Annotated in this window: 13 protein-coding genes and 1 tRNA gene; 5 read left to right on the forward strand and 9 right to left on the reverse strand. The window is 71.0% G+C overall.

Annotated elements, in window-relative coordinates; genetic code table 11:
- Nucleotides 1-59 precede the first annotated feature (59 nt).
- From DEJ46_RS39040 to DEJ46_RS07010, 4 genes are all read right to left on the reverse strand, one after another.
- A complete protein-coding gene (locus DEJ46_RS39040) occupies nt 60-305 on the reverse strand; it encodes a hypothetical protein (protein WP_190622479.1) in 246 nt (81 codons plus the stop codon).
- Nucleotides 306-393: 88 nt separating this feature from the next.
- A complete protein-coding gene (locus DEJ46_RS07000; protein ID WP_150264682.1) occupies nt 394-1200 on the reverse strand; it encodes an SAM-dependent methyltransferase in 807 nt (268 codons plus the stop codon).
- 73 nt (nt 1201-1273) lie between these two features.
- Entirely contained in the window at nt 1274-1510 is a 237-nt protein-coding gene (locus DEJ46_RS07005) for a DUF397 domain-containing protein (RefSeq protein WP_150264683.1), read from the reverse strand.
- Entirely contained in the window at nt 1511-2410 is a 900-nt protein-coding gene (locus DEJ46_RS07010) for a helix-turn-helix domain-containing protein (protein ID WP_150264684.1), read from the reverse strand.
- 247 nt (nt 2411-2657) lie between these two features.
- Between DEJ46_RS07010 and DEJ46_RS07015 the strand changes: the two genes are divergently transcribed.
- From DEJ46_RS07015 to DEJ46_RS07025, 3 genes are read left to right on the forward strand one after another with little or no spacing between them, the layout of a single operon-like run.
- Entirely contained in the window at nt 2658-3140 is a 483-nt protein-coding gene (locus DEJ46_RS07015) for an ATP-binding protein (RefSeq protein ID WP_223834546.1), read from the forward strand.
- 5 nt (nt 3141-3145) lie between these two features.
- The gene (locus DEJ46_RS07020) at nt 3146-3667 is read left to right on the forward strand and encodes a hypothetical protein (RefSeq protein WP_190623165.1); all 522 of its coding nucleotides are present in this window, start codon (nt 3146-3148) and stop codon (nt 3665-3667) included.
- A gap of 34 nt (nt 3668-3701) precedes the next feature.
- On the forward strand, nt 3702-4415 hold the full coding sequence (locus tag DEJ46_RS07025) for a class I SAM-dependent methyltransferase (protein WP_150264685.1): 714 nt from the start codon (nt 3702-3704) through the stop codon (nt 4413-4415).
- 33 nt (nt 4416-4448) lie between these two features.
- Here DEJ46_RS07025 and DEJ46_RS07030 read toward each other — a convergent pair whose 3' ends face one another.
- Together DEJ46_RS07030 and DEJ46_RS07035 are read right to left on the reverse strand one after the other, a co-directional pair.
- Nucleotides 4449-5063 carry a hypothetical protein gene (locus DEJ46_RS07030; RefSeq protein WP_150264686.1) on the reverse strand — a complete coding sequence of 205 codons (615 nt, stop codon included), beginning with the start codon at nt 5061-5063 and terminating at the stop codon, nt 4449-4451.
- Between the two features lie 248 nt (nt 5064-5311).
- Complete coding sequence (locus DEJ46_RS07035) at nt 5312-5680, reverse strand: zinc ribbon domain-containing protein YjdM (protein WP_317852170.1); 369 nt, start codon at nt 5678-5680, stop codon at nt 5312-5314.
- A gap of 265 nt (nt 5681-5945) precedes the next feature.
- Here DEJ46_RS07035 and DEJ46_RS07040 point away from each other — a divergent pair, with 265 nt between their 5' ends.
- Nucleotides 5946-7412: a hypothetical protein gene (locus tag DEJ46_RS07040; RefSeq protein ID WP_223834547.1), complete on the forward strand. Its 1467-nt coding sequence runs from the start codon at nt 5946-5948 to the stop codon at nt 7410-7412.
- The gene (locus tag DEJ46_RS07045; RefSeq protein WP_150264687.1) at nt 7409-10087 is read left to right on the forward strand and encodes a phospholipase D family protein; all 2679 of its coding nucleotides are present in this window, start codon (nt 7409-7411) and stop codon (nt 10085-10087) included. The genes DEJ46_RS07040 and DEJ46_RS07045 overlap by 4 nt, the downstream gene beginning before the upstream one ends.
- A 211-nt stretch (nt 10088-10298) precedes the next feature.
- Here DEJ46_RS07045 and DEJ46_RS07050 read toward each other — a convergent pair.
- From DEJ46_RS07050 to DEJ46_RS07060, 3 genes are all read right to left on the reverse strand, one after another.
- Nucleotides 10299-10383 (reverse strand) — tRNA-Leu (locus DEJ46_RS07050).
- A 225-nt stretch (nt 10384-10608) separates the two neighbouring features.
- Complete coding sequence (locus DEJ46_RS07055; RefSeq protein ID WP_150264688.1) at nt 10609-11685, reverse strand: sugar phosphate isomerase/epimerase family protein; 1077 nt, start codon at nt 11683-11685, stop codon at nt 10609-10611.
- A 72-nt stretch (nt 11686-11757) separates the two neighbouring features.
- Nucleotides 11758-13155, reverse strand: a complete 1398-nt coding sequence (locus tag DEJ46_RS07060; protein WP_150264689.1) for a nucleotide pyrophosphatase/phosphodiesterase family protein — start codon at nt 13153-13155, stop codon at nt 11758-11760.
- Nucleotides 13156-13168 lie beyond the last annotated feature (13 nt).

Raw genomic sequence — 13168 nt, forward strand, 5'->3', positions numbered from 1 at the left:
GTCGACGACCGGCAGACCGACCTGGCCGTCGGCGCACCACGGCTTGGAGTCGTATGCCGTCACAGCCGTCGCACGTCGTCGTGCGCCCTGCTCTCCTTGAGGACCTCGCGGCCCTTCAGGAGCTCGCCCGGCGCACGATCGACGCCTGCTACCGGTCCTTCCTGGGCGTCGAGGGCGTCGAGGGCGTCGAGGGCGTCGACTGGTTCATCGGTTCGGGTGCATCGGACGAGCACGTCGCGAGCCATTTCCGCCAGGGGCAGGTCCGCATCCGGTTCCGGGATGCCCGCCAGGATCGAGTTCGTCAAGCGCCGACGGGAAGAGGACGCCGCATAGGCGAAGGCCCGCGGACCCTCCGGTCCGCGGGCCTTCGCGCCGCTCTGTTCAGAGATGCCGTCAGGGCTTGCGGGCCACGGCGGCCCACCCCGGGATCGGGTCGTCGCCCTGGACCGGGACGGGCTCGCCCAGCTCCGGGTGCCACTCGGCGGTGAGCGAGACGCCCGGCTCGACGAACTCCAGGCCCTCGAAGAACGCGGCCAGCTCGTCCCGCGAGCGGGGCCGCAGGGTCAGCCCGCGCGCCTTGTACATGGCACTCGCCTTCGCCGCGCCCTCCGGGTCGAAGTCCCCGGTGACGTGCGAGAGGACGAGATAGCTGCCCGGCGCGAGCTTCTCGACGATCTTGGAGACCAGCTCGTAGGCCCCGTCCTCGTCCCCGACGAAGTGCAGCAGGGCGAGCATCGACAGCGCGATGGGCTGGTCGAAATCAAGGACCTTTCCGGCCCTTTCGAGGATGATCTCGGGGTCGCGGGCGTCCGCCTGGATGTACTCGGTGGCCCCTTCCGGGGTCGAGCGCAGCAGGGCGGCCGCGTGCGCGAGCACGATCGGGTCGTTGTCGCAGTAGACGATGCGGGACTCCGGCGCGGCGTCCTGCGCGATCTGGTGCAGGTTCGGCTCGGTGGGGATGCCCGTCCCGACGTCCAGGTACTGCCGGACGCCGTGGGCGCTGAGCCAGCGGATGGCGCGGTGCATGAAGGCCCGGTTGACGCGGGCCATGTCCCGGCCCCGGGCGTCGACGGTGAGCAGCTGCCTGGCCATCGCCTCGTCGACCGGGTAGTTGTCCTTGCCGCCCAGGAACCAGTCGTACATGCGCGCCGGATGCGGCTTGCTGGTGTCGATCCTCACGGATGCGGGGTCCTGGGTCATCGGCTCTCCTGGTCGGGACGAACGGGTGGCACTGCAGCAAGAGTTACGCGACGGAGCGGGTGGGGTGGAAGGGTCAGGTGAGCAGAAAGTCAGCGTGACCGGATTTGGCCCCCTGGATGAAAGCTGCGATCTCCCCGTGGGTGTAGATGAGCGCGGGTCCTTCAGGGTCTGCGGACTGTCGCACGGCGACTCTGCCGTCGGCCAGTTTCATGGCCTCCACGCAGTTGCCCCCGTTCCCGCCGCTCCAGGGCTTGTGCCAGCCTTCGGCACCGAGCTCAGCGGCGGGCATGCCGTTGTATATGCGATCCATTCACAGCTCCTTGCGGAGATCCCGGAGGATCTCCTTCGTGCGTTGTGCAGTCGCGGCCTGAGCCGCCATGCGGTCCATGACCTCGAGGTGGGAAGCCACCTCGGGGCGCGCGTCGAGGTAGACGGCGCCGGTCAGGTACTCGCTGTAGACCATGTCCGGGAGTTCGGGCATGGCGAAGCGGAAGAGGACGAACGGTCCGTAGGTGCCGGGGTGGTGGCCGGACGCGAACTCCGCGATCTGCAGGGTGACGTTCGGCGACTCGGACGCTTCGAGCAGCCGGTCGAGCTGGTCGCGCATCACTTCGGGCCCGTCACCGACCGGTCGGCGGAACACCGTCTCGTCCATGATCACCCAGAACTTCGGGGCGTCCTCCCGCGTCAGCAGGGACTGGCGCTCCATCCGTAGGGCTACATGCCGCTCGGTCTCCTCGGCGCGCTCCGCGGCGGCGGCGCCCTGGGGGCGCCCCGCGTCGCTGCCGCCGACCGCCCCGCTGCGCAGAATGGCTCGGGCGTAGGCCTCGGTCTGCAGGAGACCGGGGACGAACTGGGGTTCGTACGCCCGGATCAGGCTGGCCGCCCCCTCCAGGCTGACGTACATGGAGAACCAGCCGGGCAGAACGTCATGGAACCGCTGCCACCAACCCGGGAGGTTGGCCTCCTCCGTGAGGGCGACGAAGGCTTCCGCCTCGGCGTCCGTGATCCCGTACTCCTTCAGCAGGAGTTGTACGTACGGAACCTTCAGGGCGACCTCGGCCGTCTCCATGCGCCGGACGGTGGCCGGGGCCACGCGGAGGATCTTGGCGGCCTCTTCCCTCTTCAGGCCGGCCCGCTCGCGCAGATCCTGCAGGCGCCTGCCGAGAACGACCTGTCCCACCGTCGGGGCGGACCGCGGCTCGCTCACTCTCAGACCTCCCCGACGCACTGTTTCGACGAGTGTGCCACGAAGCCGGGCCAGAGAGAACACAGCACTCTGCAATTTTCAGAGTGCCACTTGCCAAGTGTCCGAGTCAGGAGGACAGTGTTCCGGTGAACCAGTACACGCTGCCGCCGCGCGCCACCGCGCCACGGGGGCAGCGCCGTACGGCAGTCCTGCCCACTGTTGTGAGGAACCGGTCGTGGCTTCTGGTAACGCGCAGCCTTCAGGTCTCATGAGCCCCCGAGTCATGGCCCAGCGCCCGGAACCCCACACCGACACCACCACCGCCACCCGGGGCGATACCCGGGTCGACGCCGTGCGCCGCTTCGCCTTCGAGCTCCCGGCCCTGACGGCCTCGGTGGCGCGCGCCCGCCGGCTCGCGGAGGAGCGGCTCATCCTCTGGGGCTGCGACCCCGGCATCCGGGACACGGTCGCGCTGGTCGTCTCCGAACTCGTCACCAACGCCGTCGTCCACACCGCGAGCGGCCGGGTGATCTGCGAGATACGCGAGGGCGAGGACACCCTGCGCATAGCGGTACGGGACGAGGGCGGCCCGGCCGGACCGCGGATGCGCGACTGCGGCGAGGAGGAGCGGGGCCGCGGACTCCTCATAGTCGACGCGCTGTGCACCGCCTGGGGCGCCGACCGCACCGGGCACGGCACGGCACAGATCGTCTGGGCCGAGCTGGCCCACGGCATGGGGGAACCGTGCTGAGGTCGATGGCCGGCCTCCTGATCCCCCGCTCGGCCCGCAAACCGGCGGAGAACACCACCGTCCCGCGCCAGCGCGACACCTCGGACCCCAAGGGACCGCAGGCCAGGACCCTCGGCTCGGCGTCGCCCGGCTCCCGGAGGCTCGACACCGCGGAACTCGGCTCGACCCGGCTGGCCGTCCCCGTCGGCCTGCGCACCGGCCTCGGCTGCGACGCCGTCGGCGTCCCCGCCCGCTTCGGCTTCAAGATCCTCTCCCGCCTCCCCGCCAAGGGCTGCGTCTACGCCGACACCGACTGGTGGTGGTGGCTCGTCCCGGCCGGCTCCGACCTGGACCTGACCTGGCCGCTGCCCGCCTGCTACGCACGCGGCGCCGAGGTCCCGGACCGCGGCCCCCGCCTCGTCCACCACCCCGACGGCACCTCCCCCTACACGCCGCCGATCCCCCTCTACCTCCTCACCTGCCAGCTGACGGGCATCGCCCCCGCGTGGTCCGCGCCCCCGGCGCCCCCCGTGCGCAGTGCGCTCTGACGCCCAGGCCCGGTGACGGCATAGGCTCGGGACCATGTTCACCCCGCAGGGCCCCAGCCTCCGCGAGCTGACCGTCCAGGCCCTCTCCTCGGTCGAGCACGGTTACGACCTGCTCGCGAACAAGTTCGACGCGACCCCTTTCCGCACCTCCGACCGCCTCCTGACCGCAGTGGCCGACACCCTGGAGGACCTCGGCCCCTTCGACTCGGGACTCGACGTCTGCTGCGGCACCGGCGCCGGACTCGACGTCCTCCGCTCCGTGTGCGCGGGCCGCGTCACGGGGGTCGACTTCAGTACGGGCATGCTGACCCGGGCCCGCCGCGCCCACCCCACGGCCACCCTTGTCCGCGCGGACGCCCTGGCCCTGCCGTTCGCCCCGGTATTCGACCTGGCCGTCAGCTTCGGCGCCTTCGGCCACTTCGTCCCGGACGCCCAGCGCACCCTCTTCGCCCAGGTCCACGCCTCACTCCGCCCCGGCGGCACCTTCGCCTTCCCCCTCCCGGCCCCACCCCGGGTCGGCTCGCGCCTCTACTGGCTGCTGTGGGGCTTCGACGCCACGATGCGCGTCCGTAACGCACTGTGGCACCCGCGGTTCGTCATGTACTACCGCACCTTCCGCCTCCAGGACGTCCGCACCCGCCTGACGGAAGTGGGCTTCGAGGTCTCCCTGACCCCGATCGAGTCCCTGGGCAGCCGAGACGACGGCAGCCCGCACTGCCGACTGGTGGTGGCCCGGAAGGCCCCCTAGCAGCTGCCCGACGGCCCGGGGGCGCCTTGTCGATCACCGGACCGCACCGCCCCAGAAGGCTGAGGGCATCTCGAAACCGATCCTCACCTCGACGTCGAGTACGACTCCCTTCCCCTGCGGCACATCGAAGCCGTACGCCGCGACGGCCTTCCGTCCGGACAGCAGACCACCAGTGAGCCCGCTTCCCAGGGCGGGCTCGACGTCGAAGATCCGCGAGGCCTCACGCCCGTCTCCGTCCCGGGCGGAGACCTGCACCAGCGCCAGTTCGAGCCGCTGGTCGGTTCCGTTACGCACGGTGACCTGCACGGTCACGGCCGTGTGCCCCGCCTGGTGCCCGACTGCCGCGGCGGACGGCGTGAACCTGACGGGCGCGGAGACCGTGACCTCGACCCCGTCCTCGTACCGATGCGTCGCGCCGAAGGCGAGCACTCCATCGGCGGGATCGGGGGCGCGGGTGGTCGGCGTGGTCGGGGTGGCCTCGTCGGGACCCCGGCCCGATGGAGTGGGGGTGGCGGTGGGGGTGGGTGTTGAGGCCGGTGGCGACGGTATCGGCGGCGTGGACGATTCCGTCTCGTCGCCCCGCCCGCCCTCCTCGAAAGCACCCGCCCCGGCGAGGATGCCGACGACGCCGACGACGCCGACGATCACGCCGACGAGGACTAAGAGGAGTGTCCGGCTCCCTGCCCGCCGAGGTGGCGGTCGGTCCGGCGGTGTCGGGTCCTTCAGCGGCCCGGAGGGCGGGCCGGCAGGCGGCTCGCCACTGCCTCGGGAGTTCCGTCCGGGGGTGCTTCCGTCCACCATGGGGTGCCTCCGCCGCTCGACCCGCGACGTGCGATCACACCAGCCCAGGGCGGGCGGAGACCCTCCGCATGGCGAGCCGGCGCGGCGGCTTCGGGTCAGGCCTTCTTGACCACGCTCGACTTGAGCTGCATCGCGCCGAAGCCGTCGATCCGGCAGTCGATGTCATGGCCGTCGACGCCGTCGACGAGACGGATGTTGCGCACCTTGGTGCCCGCCTTGATGCCGGAGGGGTTGCCCTTGACCTTGAGGGCCTTGACCACGGTCACCGTGTCGCCGTCGTTGAGCACGTTGCCGACGGCGTCCTTGATCACGCGCTCGCCCGCCGCTGGCGTACCGGCGCCGTCCGTCGCGCCTTCGGCGGCCGGGACCCACTCGTGGCCGCACTCCGGGCAGACCACCAGGTTGTTCATCTCGTACGTGTACTCGCTGGAGCACTGGGGACAGGGAGGAATATTCTCGATCACGCCCCCAGGATAGGTGCCGGCCCACATTTCCGTCGGAGCCGGTCGCCCGCCTGTGGACAACGAGAACGGCCGGCGCACCGTCGCCCGGTACCGGCCTCCCTCCCCTCCGGCAGCAGCAACTAATCTGAGGCCGGGGTCGAGGGAGCCGCTGCTGTTGCGACGCTCCGGCAGCCGACGGGGGGGGTGGCGAGTGACAGCGGAAGTCCGTGGGCCGGCATGGGCGCTCGACGGGTTGGGGGTGCGGTCGGGGCGGTACCCCTTGGCGGTGGAAGGCCCGGTCATGCGGGCGGTGGACCGGCTGGTCCCCGGCGTGTCGACGGTGACCCGGTACATCCGCTACCACTCGATGTACGCGGCGATCGCGGCGCACGCCCGACAGAACGCCTCGGATGCCGCCGCGTGCCGCCGACTGGTCCGCCGGAGCGAGGTCCTTCTGGCGGCGCTCCGGCAGCATCACGCGGACACCGACGCGACATGGTCCGCCCATGGGATCGACCGGGTACGGCGTTTCTGCGCAGAGGAGCTGGAACTCGCGCGAGCTGCCGACGAGGAGCAGCTGAACCAGTCCTACTCGCCCCGCCGTTGGGGCTTCTGGGACCAGTACGGCGGGCCCGCCACGGTACTCGGCACGGTGGCCGTCCGGGAGGGGGCGCTGAGGCCCGGACGGCACGCGTGCCCTCCGGGCGTCACCGAACTCTTCGCCCCGCTGCTGTCCCTCGCCTCGCGGGACGCCGTGTCCTTCGAGGCCCTGGAGACGGCGGGACAGGCGGCCCTCGGCATCCCCTGCCCGGCCGAACAGGAGTGGTTGACACGGGTGTTGACCGCCACCGGTACCGGAGGAGTTCACCTACCGGAGGAGTGGGCGCCCTCCGACCGCACCCGGCGCGCGACCCTCCGCATCCTCGCCCGAGCGATCGAACTCCATGGCCATGAGGGCGCCGGCTATCAGGAGACGCTGCGCACCGCCGTGGCCTTCGGCGAGGAGATGACCACGGACCCGGTCCTGGCGGCGATTCCCGAGACAGCGGGCTGGCGGGGAACACTACTGCGTCACTATTCCGTCGGTGCCTGGCGTCGGCTGTGGGCGGCGCTGGTCTCCGGCATCGGGTCCGAGGACGGCGAGGCCGACCGGTCGGCCGAGGAACTGCGCGACTGGCTCGCCCAGCAGGCCCCGGGCGGGTCCGTGCGGGGCCTGCTGGACGATCTGCCCCCGCTCAAGACCGCATCAGGCCGGTTGACGCCGGTCGAGCGGGACCTCCTGACGCAGGGCGGTGACGCCCCGATGACGAATGTCCGACTCCTGATCGTGGGTGCGCTGCGGTCCCGGGAAGGGCAGCTGACCGACGAGGTACGCGCCGTCTTCCTGGGCCGGCAGCGACGCTCGGCCGAGTTCCTCGACCCGACGTGGATCGACGGGCTCGTCAACGACTACATCGACCGGCCGGCGCGTGACCTGGCCGCCCGGCTGGTCGACGACATGCTGGCCCAGTCCCGCAGAGTGGCCCTCGCGAAACTGCGTACCGACCCGGCGACGGGCGGGCTGAAGATCTTCTCCCGACTGCATCTTCGCAACGAGCGCTACTTCAAGACGGGCGACGAAGGAGACTCCGACATCGGCACGCGCATTCCCCAATTGGCAACCCTTGCACAGCAGCTGGGGCTCTTCACCGTTCAGAACGGCTGTCACACCGTCACGGAGAGCGGCCGACGGATCCTGGAGACGGACCGATGAGCGCCGTACAGCACACCCGGTTCGCCTCTCCCGTCACGCTGTTGCGCGAATGGGCGGAACGCAGTGACGGGCAAGCCCTGCACGAAGCGCTCTTCATGGGCTTCACGGTCGATCTCTCCTTCCTGGAGAAGGTCGCCATACCCGTCGCACGCGGTCTGGGCGCGCGCACCGCGGTGATCGGCGACGCGGCCCAAGGGCTCCACGATCCGGTCGACGTCCGCATGGCCGGCCGCAGCTATCTGCACGGTCTCGCCACCTGTCGTGGCGCCTTCCACCCCAAGGCCGTGCTTCTGGTCGGAGAACACGCCTGCCGACTGGCAGTGGGCTCGGGGAACCCGACGCTGTCCGGTTGGGGTGCCAACGACGAACTGTGGACGGTCGTGGAGACCGAGGAGGACGGCTCCCACGCGCTCCTGGCCGACTTCGCCGACTGGTTGGACGAACTCCCCTCCGCCGTGAGCCTGGCCCCCTGGGCAGCAAGTCATCTCGCGGAACTGGCCGCTCTCCTGACCGAGCGGCATGTCAACGCCCCTGCCGGCCCGGAAGGCGGTCCCCGGCTGCTGCACAACCTCCACCAGAGCCTCCTGGAGCAACTGCCACGGCCACGCGGCCCCGTCGACGAACTGCACGCGTACGCCCCGTTCGTCGACGAGGCCGGCCACGCCCTGAGCAAGCTCGTCGACATCCTGGCCCCACGCCGTGTCACCCTCGGCATCCAGCCCCGCTGGTCGAGTTACGACGCCGGAACGATCAAGGCTGCCCTCAGCGGCACCTCCGCGCAGATCCGGCTGCTCGACGAGACGCGGATGCGCCACGGCAAGCTCGTCGAATGGCAGACCGACGGCCGGCGCTACGCGCTGACCGGAAGCGCCAACCTCACCCGCGCCGCACTGGGCACCAGCACGAAGGACGGCGGCAACTGCGAGCTCGCCGTGCTCGCCGCCGACACCCAGCCGCTACTCCCCGACGAAGGGCGCATCGCTCCGCTCGCGAGCCTGACGGGCCGCACCATCCGGCCTTTCACCTCCGACGGCCGGGCTCTCGTCCTGCTCGGGGCGAAATCGGACAGTGAGGGCCTGCACGTCTCCCTGGCCCGCAGCCGGACGGTACCCGTCGCGATCAGCACCTCTCCCGACGGTTCGCCGGGCTCGTGGACGGAGATCGGCTCCATCCCCCCAGGGGCGTCGTCCTGCTCCTTCCCGCAGCCCGAGGCCCCGGGCGCCGCGGTTCGCGCCGGCTGCGTCCAGCCGGACGGCAGCACCGTCGAATCGCCCGTCGTCTTCGTCTACAGCCCCGTGCACTGCGCACGCCGCCACGAAGCCGACAGCGGGCCACGCCTCCGGTACGACTACACGGCACAGTCGCTGTTCGCCGACGAACGTGCCGCACGCCGCTTCGAGACCGACCTGCTGCGCCTGCGCGAGCTCACCGCCGGAACGTCCGCGCCTCGGGTGAGCCCGGCGACCGGTACCGCGACCGGCTCGGTCACGTCGAGCGCGGTCGACCGCTGGGACGCCTACGTCGCGGACTGCCGCCGGATGATCGGGGCGCCGCTGACCGATCTGGCGTTCGGGGCATTGCAGGCGGGCCTGCCGCAGGCACCGTCGTCACGATGGGTCGTGTCGGCGGTCACCGGCAGCGGGGCCGTGGACGACGGCATGGCATACGAGGACGAGGAAGCTCTCACCGCGAGCGTGGCCGTCGCTCCCCACATTCCGCCCGAACAGCGGGGCCGCTGCCGCACGTGGATCCGACGCTGGGTGGGGGCACTCGCCGCCTCCGACGAATCGTCCGCGGCACCGGTATCGGCACCGGCACCGGCACCCGCACCCGTACCCGTAGGGCTGGTCGTGGCGAACTTGTACGTCCAGCTCCTGGCCGCGGGAGTCTGGGACGAGAACGACCAGAGCTGGCGCGACGGCCTCAGCCGCCTTCTGGAGACCCTCGGTTCCGCGGACGAACCGAGCGAGGGGGACCGGCAGGATCCGCCGGAGACCCGGCGTCGTCTGGACGCGGTGGCCGCCGTGATGACAGCGCTCCTCAGCCAGGGCGCCACCTTCACCGGAGGCGGTGAGCACGACGTGCCGGCCGCTCGCGCGTGGCAGAGCGCCAAGGGCATGATCGCGCGCGCCGAGCCGGCCCAGGCGGAGGATCTGATGATCCCGCCGGAGCAGGCTCTCGCCCGCGTCGCCTCCTGGAGCGAGGTGGAACGGCTCATCGCCCTGGCTCAGAAGGACGACCCCGGGGCGGAGGTGGTCGAGGAGCTCTCCGCGGCGGGCTGGGAGGCCTCGTACGAGGACGGGCTCTGGGAGATCACGGGCTCCTTCGGCAATCCGGTCCCCGTCGTGTCCCGAGCCGCCGAACGACTCGGGCGGCACCACCCGAACGGCGTGCTCGTCCGGGCCCGGAGCAGGAACCGCTGGGCCTTCGTCGCATGGGCTGCCCCCCACCTGGTCCTCCTCAACCCCCCGGCGCGGGTCTGGCGCACCTACGCGATACGACCCCCGGCCACACCGGAATCACGTTTCAGCGGTGGCGACCTCTCCGCCGTGCCCGGCCGCATCGGGACGACCCGGCTCCCGGCGGGCGCACCCGAGGCCTTGAGGAAGATCCTGGCCGACGTGGGCATGGCCTACCCGGAGTTGGTCGGGCGGTTGTTCGCAGAAGACTCGTGATGGATCCCCCGCAGGGACATCAAGCGGGTCCACTCGTCCGGGATCGTCATCAACTCGGCGAGCACGGCGGCGAGCGCGTCCACTCGGTGATCGTTTCGGACGTTCGACCGGAAACCCAAAGGCCCTGGAAACGACGAATGACCGGCGAGTCGTACGACTCGACCGGTCACTCGTGCATGCTTCGGAAACGATCTCGCGAACGTTCCTTCAGTGTCCGAGGGGGGACTTGAACCCCCACGCCCGATAAAGGGCACTAGCACCTCAAGCTAGCGCGTCTGCCATTCCGCCACCCGGACTAGGTGTCTGTCGTTTCGGGGTTTCCCCCGCGGCGACAGAGATAACTCTACCAGGGGTTTGAGGTGCCCTTCACCAGGGTTTTCCGTGGTCAGCGGGGTGGAGCAGCCGGAGCCACCATGATCAAGTCCGAATTGTCCGATGATGCGCACCGTGCGTTTCTTCATGCGCACGCACGGTGGCGACGCGGTCTCGGGCCCCTCCTCGAGAGGGGCCCGAGGGGTGGGTCAGCGGCCCTTCTCGCGCAGGGAGTGGAGGTGGGCACTGGACCTGCGGGCGAAGTCGAGCGAATCGACCGGGTTGTCGCGCTCGGCCTGCCAGTGGTGGGCGTGCCGGCCGTGGCGGGTGCGGTTGACCGCCGAGATGAAGCGCCGGTAGTCGATGTCTCCGTCCCCGACGTCGGTCATGCGGTAGCCGTACGGGACGGCGGAGTCGTCGCGGTCGCCGTCCTTGACGTGGAACAGCGGGTAGCGGTGGGGCTGCGCGAGGACGTAGTCGAGCGGGTCGAAGGGCGCGGGGGTGCCGTCCGGCCTCGTCGAGTAGCGGTACTGGCCCACGTACGCCCAGAAGACGTCCATCTCCAGGTGGACGAGGTCCGGGTCGGTCTCGGCGAGGAGGACGTCGTAGAGCCGCACGTCGGGGCGGTCGGTGGCGAAGGAGAACTCCTCCGAGTGGTTGTGCTGATAGAACTTCATGCCCCGCTTCCGTGCCTCCGCACCGAACCGGTTGAACTCCTCGGCACAGCGCTTCCAGCCGTCGACCGTGGCTCCGTAGCGCCAGGGCCCGGAGGCGGTACCTATGTGGGGCAGTCCGAGGGCCGCGGCGTCGTCGAGGACCCGGTCGAGGTTCTGGGCGAAGGTGTAGGCGCCGGGGTCGTCCGCGTAGTAGCCGACGTGGCTGCCGATGCCGCGCAGCCCGTGGTCGCGGGTGAGGCGCTTGAGTTCGGCGAGCGTGAGGGGGCCGCCGGTGCCCTGGGTGTAGCCGGCGTACTCGACCTCGTCGTAGCCGAACCTCCGGAGCTCGGCGAAGACGGCGGCGAAGCCGAGGGCCGCGATCTTGTCGCGGAGGGAGTACAGCTGGATGCCGAGACGGCCGGGCGGCAGGACCGGTCGGCCGTGGCCCGCGCCGCGGGAATCGGCGGTGGCCGATCCGGCCGACGTGGCCCCGGCCGCCGCGGCGGGGGTGGCGGCCGCGCCCAGCAGGGCGGCGGCGGTCGCGCCGGCGGCGACGCCGAGCATGTTGCGCCTGCTGAGCCGGCGGGAGAGCTCGGGGTCGGTGGCTTCCGTACGGCGAATGCGATTCATCTGTGGATAACTCCTCTGGTGTCGGTGCGGGCTGATTCACTGGAGGCAGTTCGGCGGTCGGCGATGTGCGCCTCAGGCGAATCCGGCCAGTCGGAGCAGCAGGGACTTCACATCGGTGGCCGCGACGCGGCCGCTCACAGCGCGGGGGGTGGAGCACAGAATGAGCGGACCTTCGTCCTCGCTCGTGGGGAGGCGGCCATGGCTGCCGCGAATAGGCGAGGGGTCGAGGGGGACGACCGCGAGCCGGTAGCGCATGCCGAGCTTCTTGCGGGCGATCTCCCTGGCCGCCTTGAGCCGTACGTACGGGTCGAGCGGGTCCATGAAGAGTTCGGCGGGGTCGTAGCCGGGCTTCCGGTGGATCTCGACGAGCCGGGCGAAGTCGGGCGCGCGGGCGTCGTCGAGCCAGTAGTAGTACGTGAACCAGGCGTCGGGCTCGGCGAGGGCGACGAGCTCCCCTGAGCGCGGGTGGTCGAGGCCGTGTTCCTTCTTCCCCTCGTCGTCGAGGAGGCTCTCGACGCCGGGAAGCTCCGTGAGTGCTTCCCGGACGGCCGGCAGGTCCTCGGGGCGGCGGACGTAGACGTGCGCGATCTGGTGGTCGGCGACGGCGAAGGCCCGGGAGGTCATGGGGTCCAGGTACTCCATGCCGTCCTGGGTGTGGACCTCCAGGAACCCGGCGCGGCGCAGGGCGCGGTTGATGTCGACGGGCCGGTCCACCCGGGTGATGCCGTACTCGGAGAGGGCGACGACCGTGCGCCCTTCGGCGCGGGCGTCGGCGAGGAGCGGGGCGAGGGCGGTGTCGAGGGCCGCGGCGGCCCGGAAGGAGCGCGGGTCGTCGGGGCCGTGGCGCTGAAGGTCGTAGTCGAGGTGCGGGAGGTAGCAGAGGGCGAGGTCGGGGCGGCGGGTGCGGAGGATGTGGCGGGTGGCGTCGATGATCCACCGGCTGGAGACGAGGTCGGCGCCCGGACCCCAGAAGTGGAAGAGGGGGAAGGTGCCCAGTTCCTCGGTGAGTTCGTCGTGGAGGGCCGGGGGCCGGGTGTAGCAGTCGGGTTCCTTGCGGCCGTCGGCGTAGTAGACGGGGCGGGGGGTGACGGTGATGTCGGTGTCGGCGCCCATCGCGTACCACCAGCAGATGTTGGCGACGGTGTAGCCGGGGTGGGCGCGGCGGGCCGCGTCCCAGAGGCGGTCTCCGGAGACGAGGCCGTTGTGCTGACGCCAGAGGAGGACGTCGCCTAGCTCGCGGAAGTACCAGCCGTTGCCGACGATGCCGTGTTCGGCGGGGAGGGTGCCGGTGAGGAAGGTGGTCTGGGCGCTGCAGGTGACGGCGGGCAGGACGGTGGAGAGCGGGGCCTGGGATCCCGCGCGGGCGAGGGCGGTGAGGTGGGGCATGTGGTGGAGGAGCCGCGGGGTGAGGCCGACGACGTCGAGCACCAGGAGAGGAGTGGGCGTGGCGGGTGGCGCTGTGTCGCTCATGACGGTTCCTTCA

Source organism: Streptomyces venezuelae (genome assembly GCF_008642375.1).
GTDB classification, from domain to species: domain Bacteria; phylum Actinomycetota; class Actinomycetes; order Streptomycetales; family Streptomycetaceae; genus Streptomyces; species Streptomyces venezuelae_G.

What these genes read in the sequence shown, in the direction of transcription:
- DEJ46_RS07020 (WP_190623165.1), top strand. Translation starts at nt 3,146, where the DNA reads ATGGCCGGCCTCCTGATCCCCCGCTCGGCCCGCAAACCGGCGGAGAAC.
- DEJ46_RS07000 (WP_150264682.1), bottom strand. Translation starts at nt 1,200, where the DNA reads ATGACCCAGGACCCCGCATCCGTGAGGATCGACACCAGCAAGCCGCAT.
- DEJ46_RS07015 (WP_223834546.1), top strand. Translation starts at nt 2,658, where the DNA reads ATGAGCCCCCGAGTCATGGCCCAGCGCCCGGAACCCCACACCGACACC.
- DEJ46_RS07045 (WP_150264687.1), top strand. Translation starts at nt 7,409, where the DNA reads ATGAGCGCCGTACAGCACACCCGGTTCGCCTCTCCCGTCACGCTGTTG.
- DEJ46_RS07025 (WP_150264685.1), top strand. Translation starts at nt 3,702, where the DNA reads ATGTTCACCCCGCAGGGCCCCAGCCTCCGCGAGCTGACCGTCCAGGCC.
- DEJ46_RS07005 (WP_150264683.1), bottom strand. Translation starts at nt 1,510, where the DNA reads ATGGATCGCATATACAACGGCATGCCCGCCGCTGAGCTCGGTGCCGAA.
- DEJ46_RS07055 (WP_150264688.1), bottom strand. Translation starts at nt 11,685, where the DNA reads ATGAATCGCATTCGCCGTACGGAAGCCACCGACCCCGAGCTCTCCCGC.
- DEJ46_RS07060 (WP_150264689.1), bottom strand. Translation starts at nt 13,155, where the DNA reads ATGAGCGACACAGCGCCACCCGCCACGCCCACTCCTCTCCTGGTGCTC.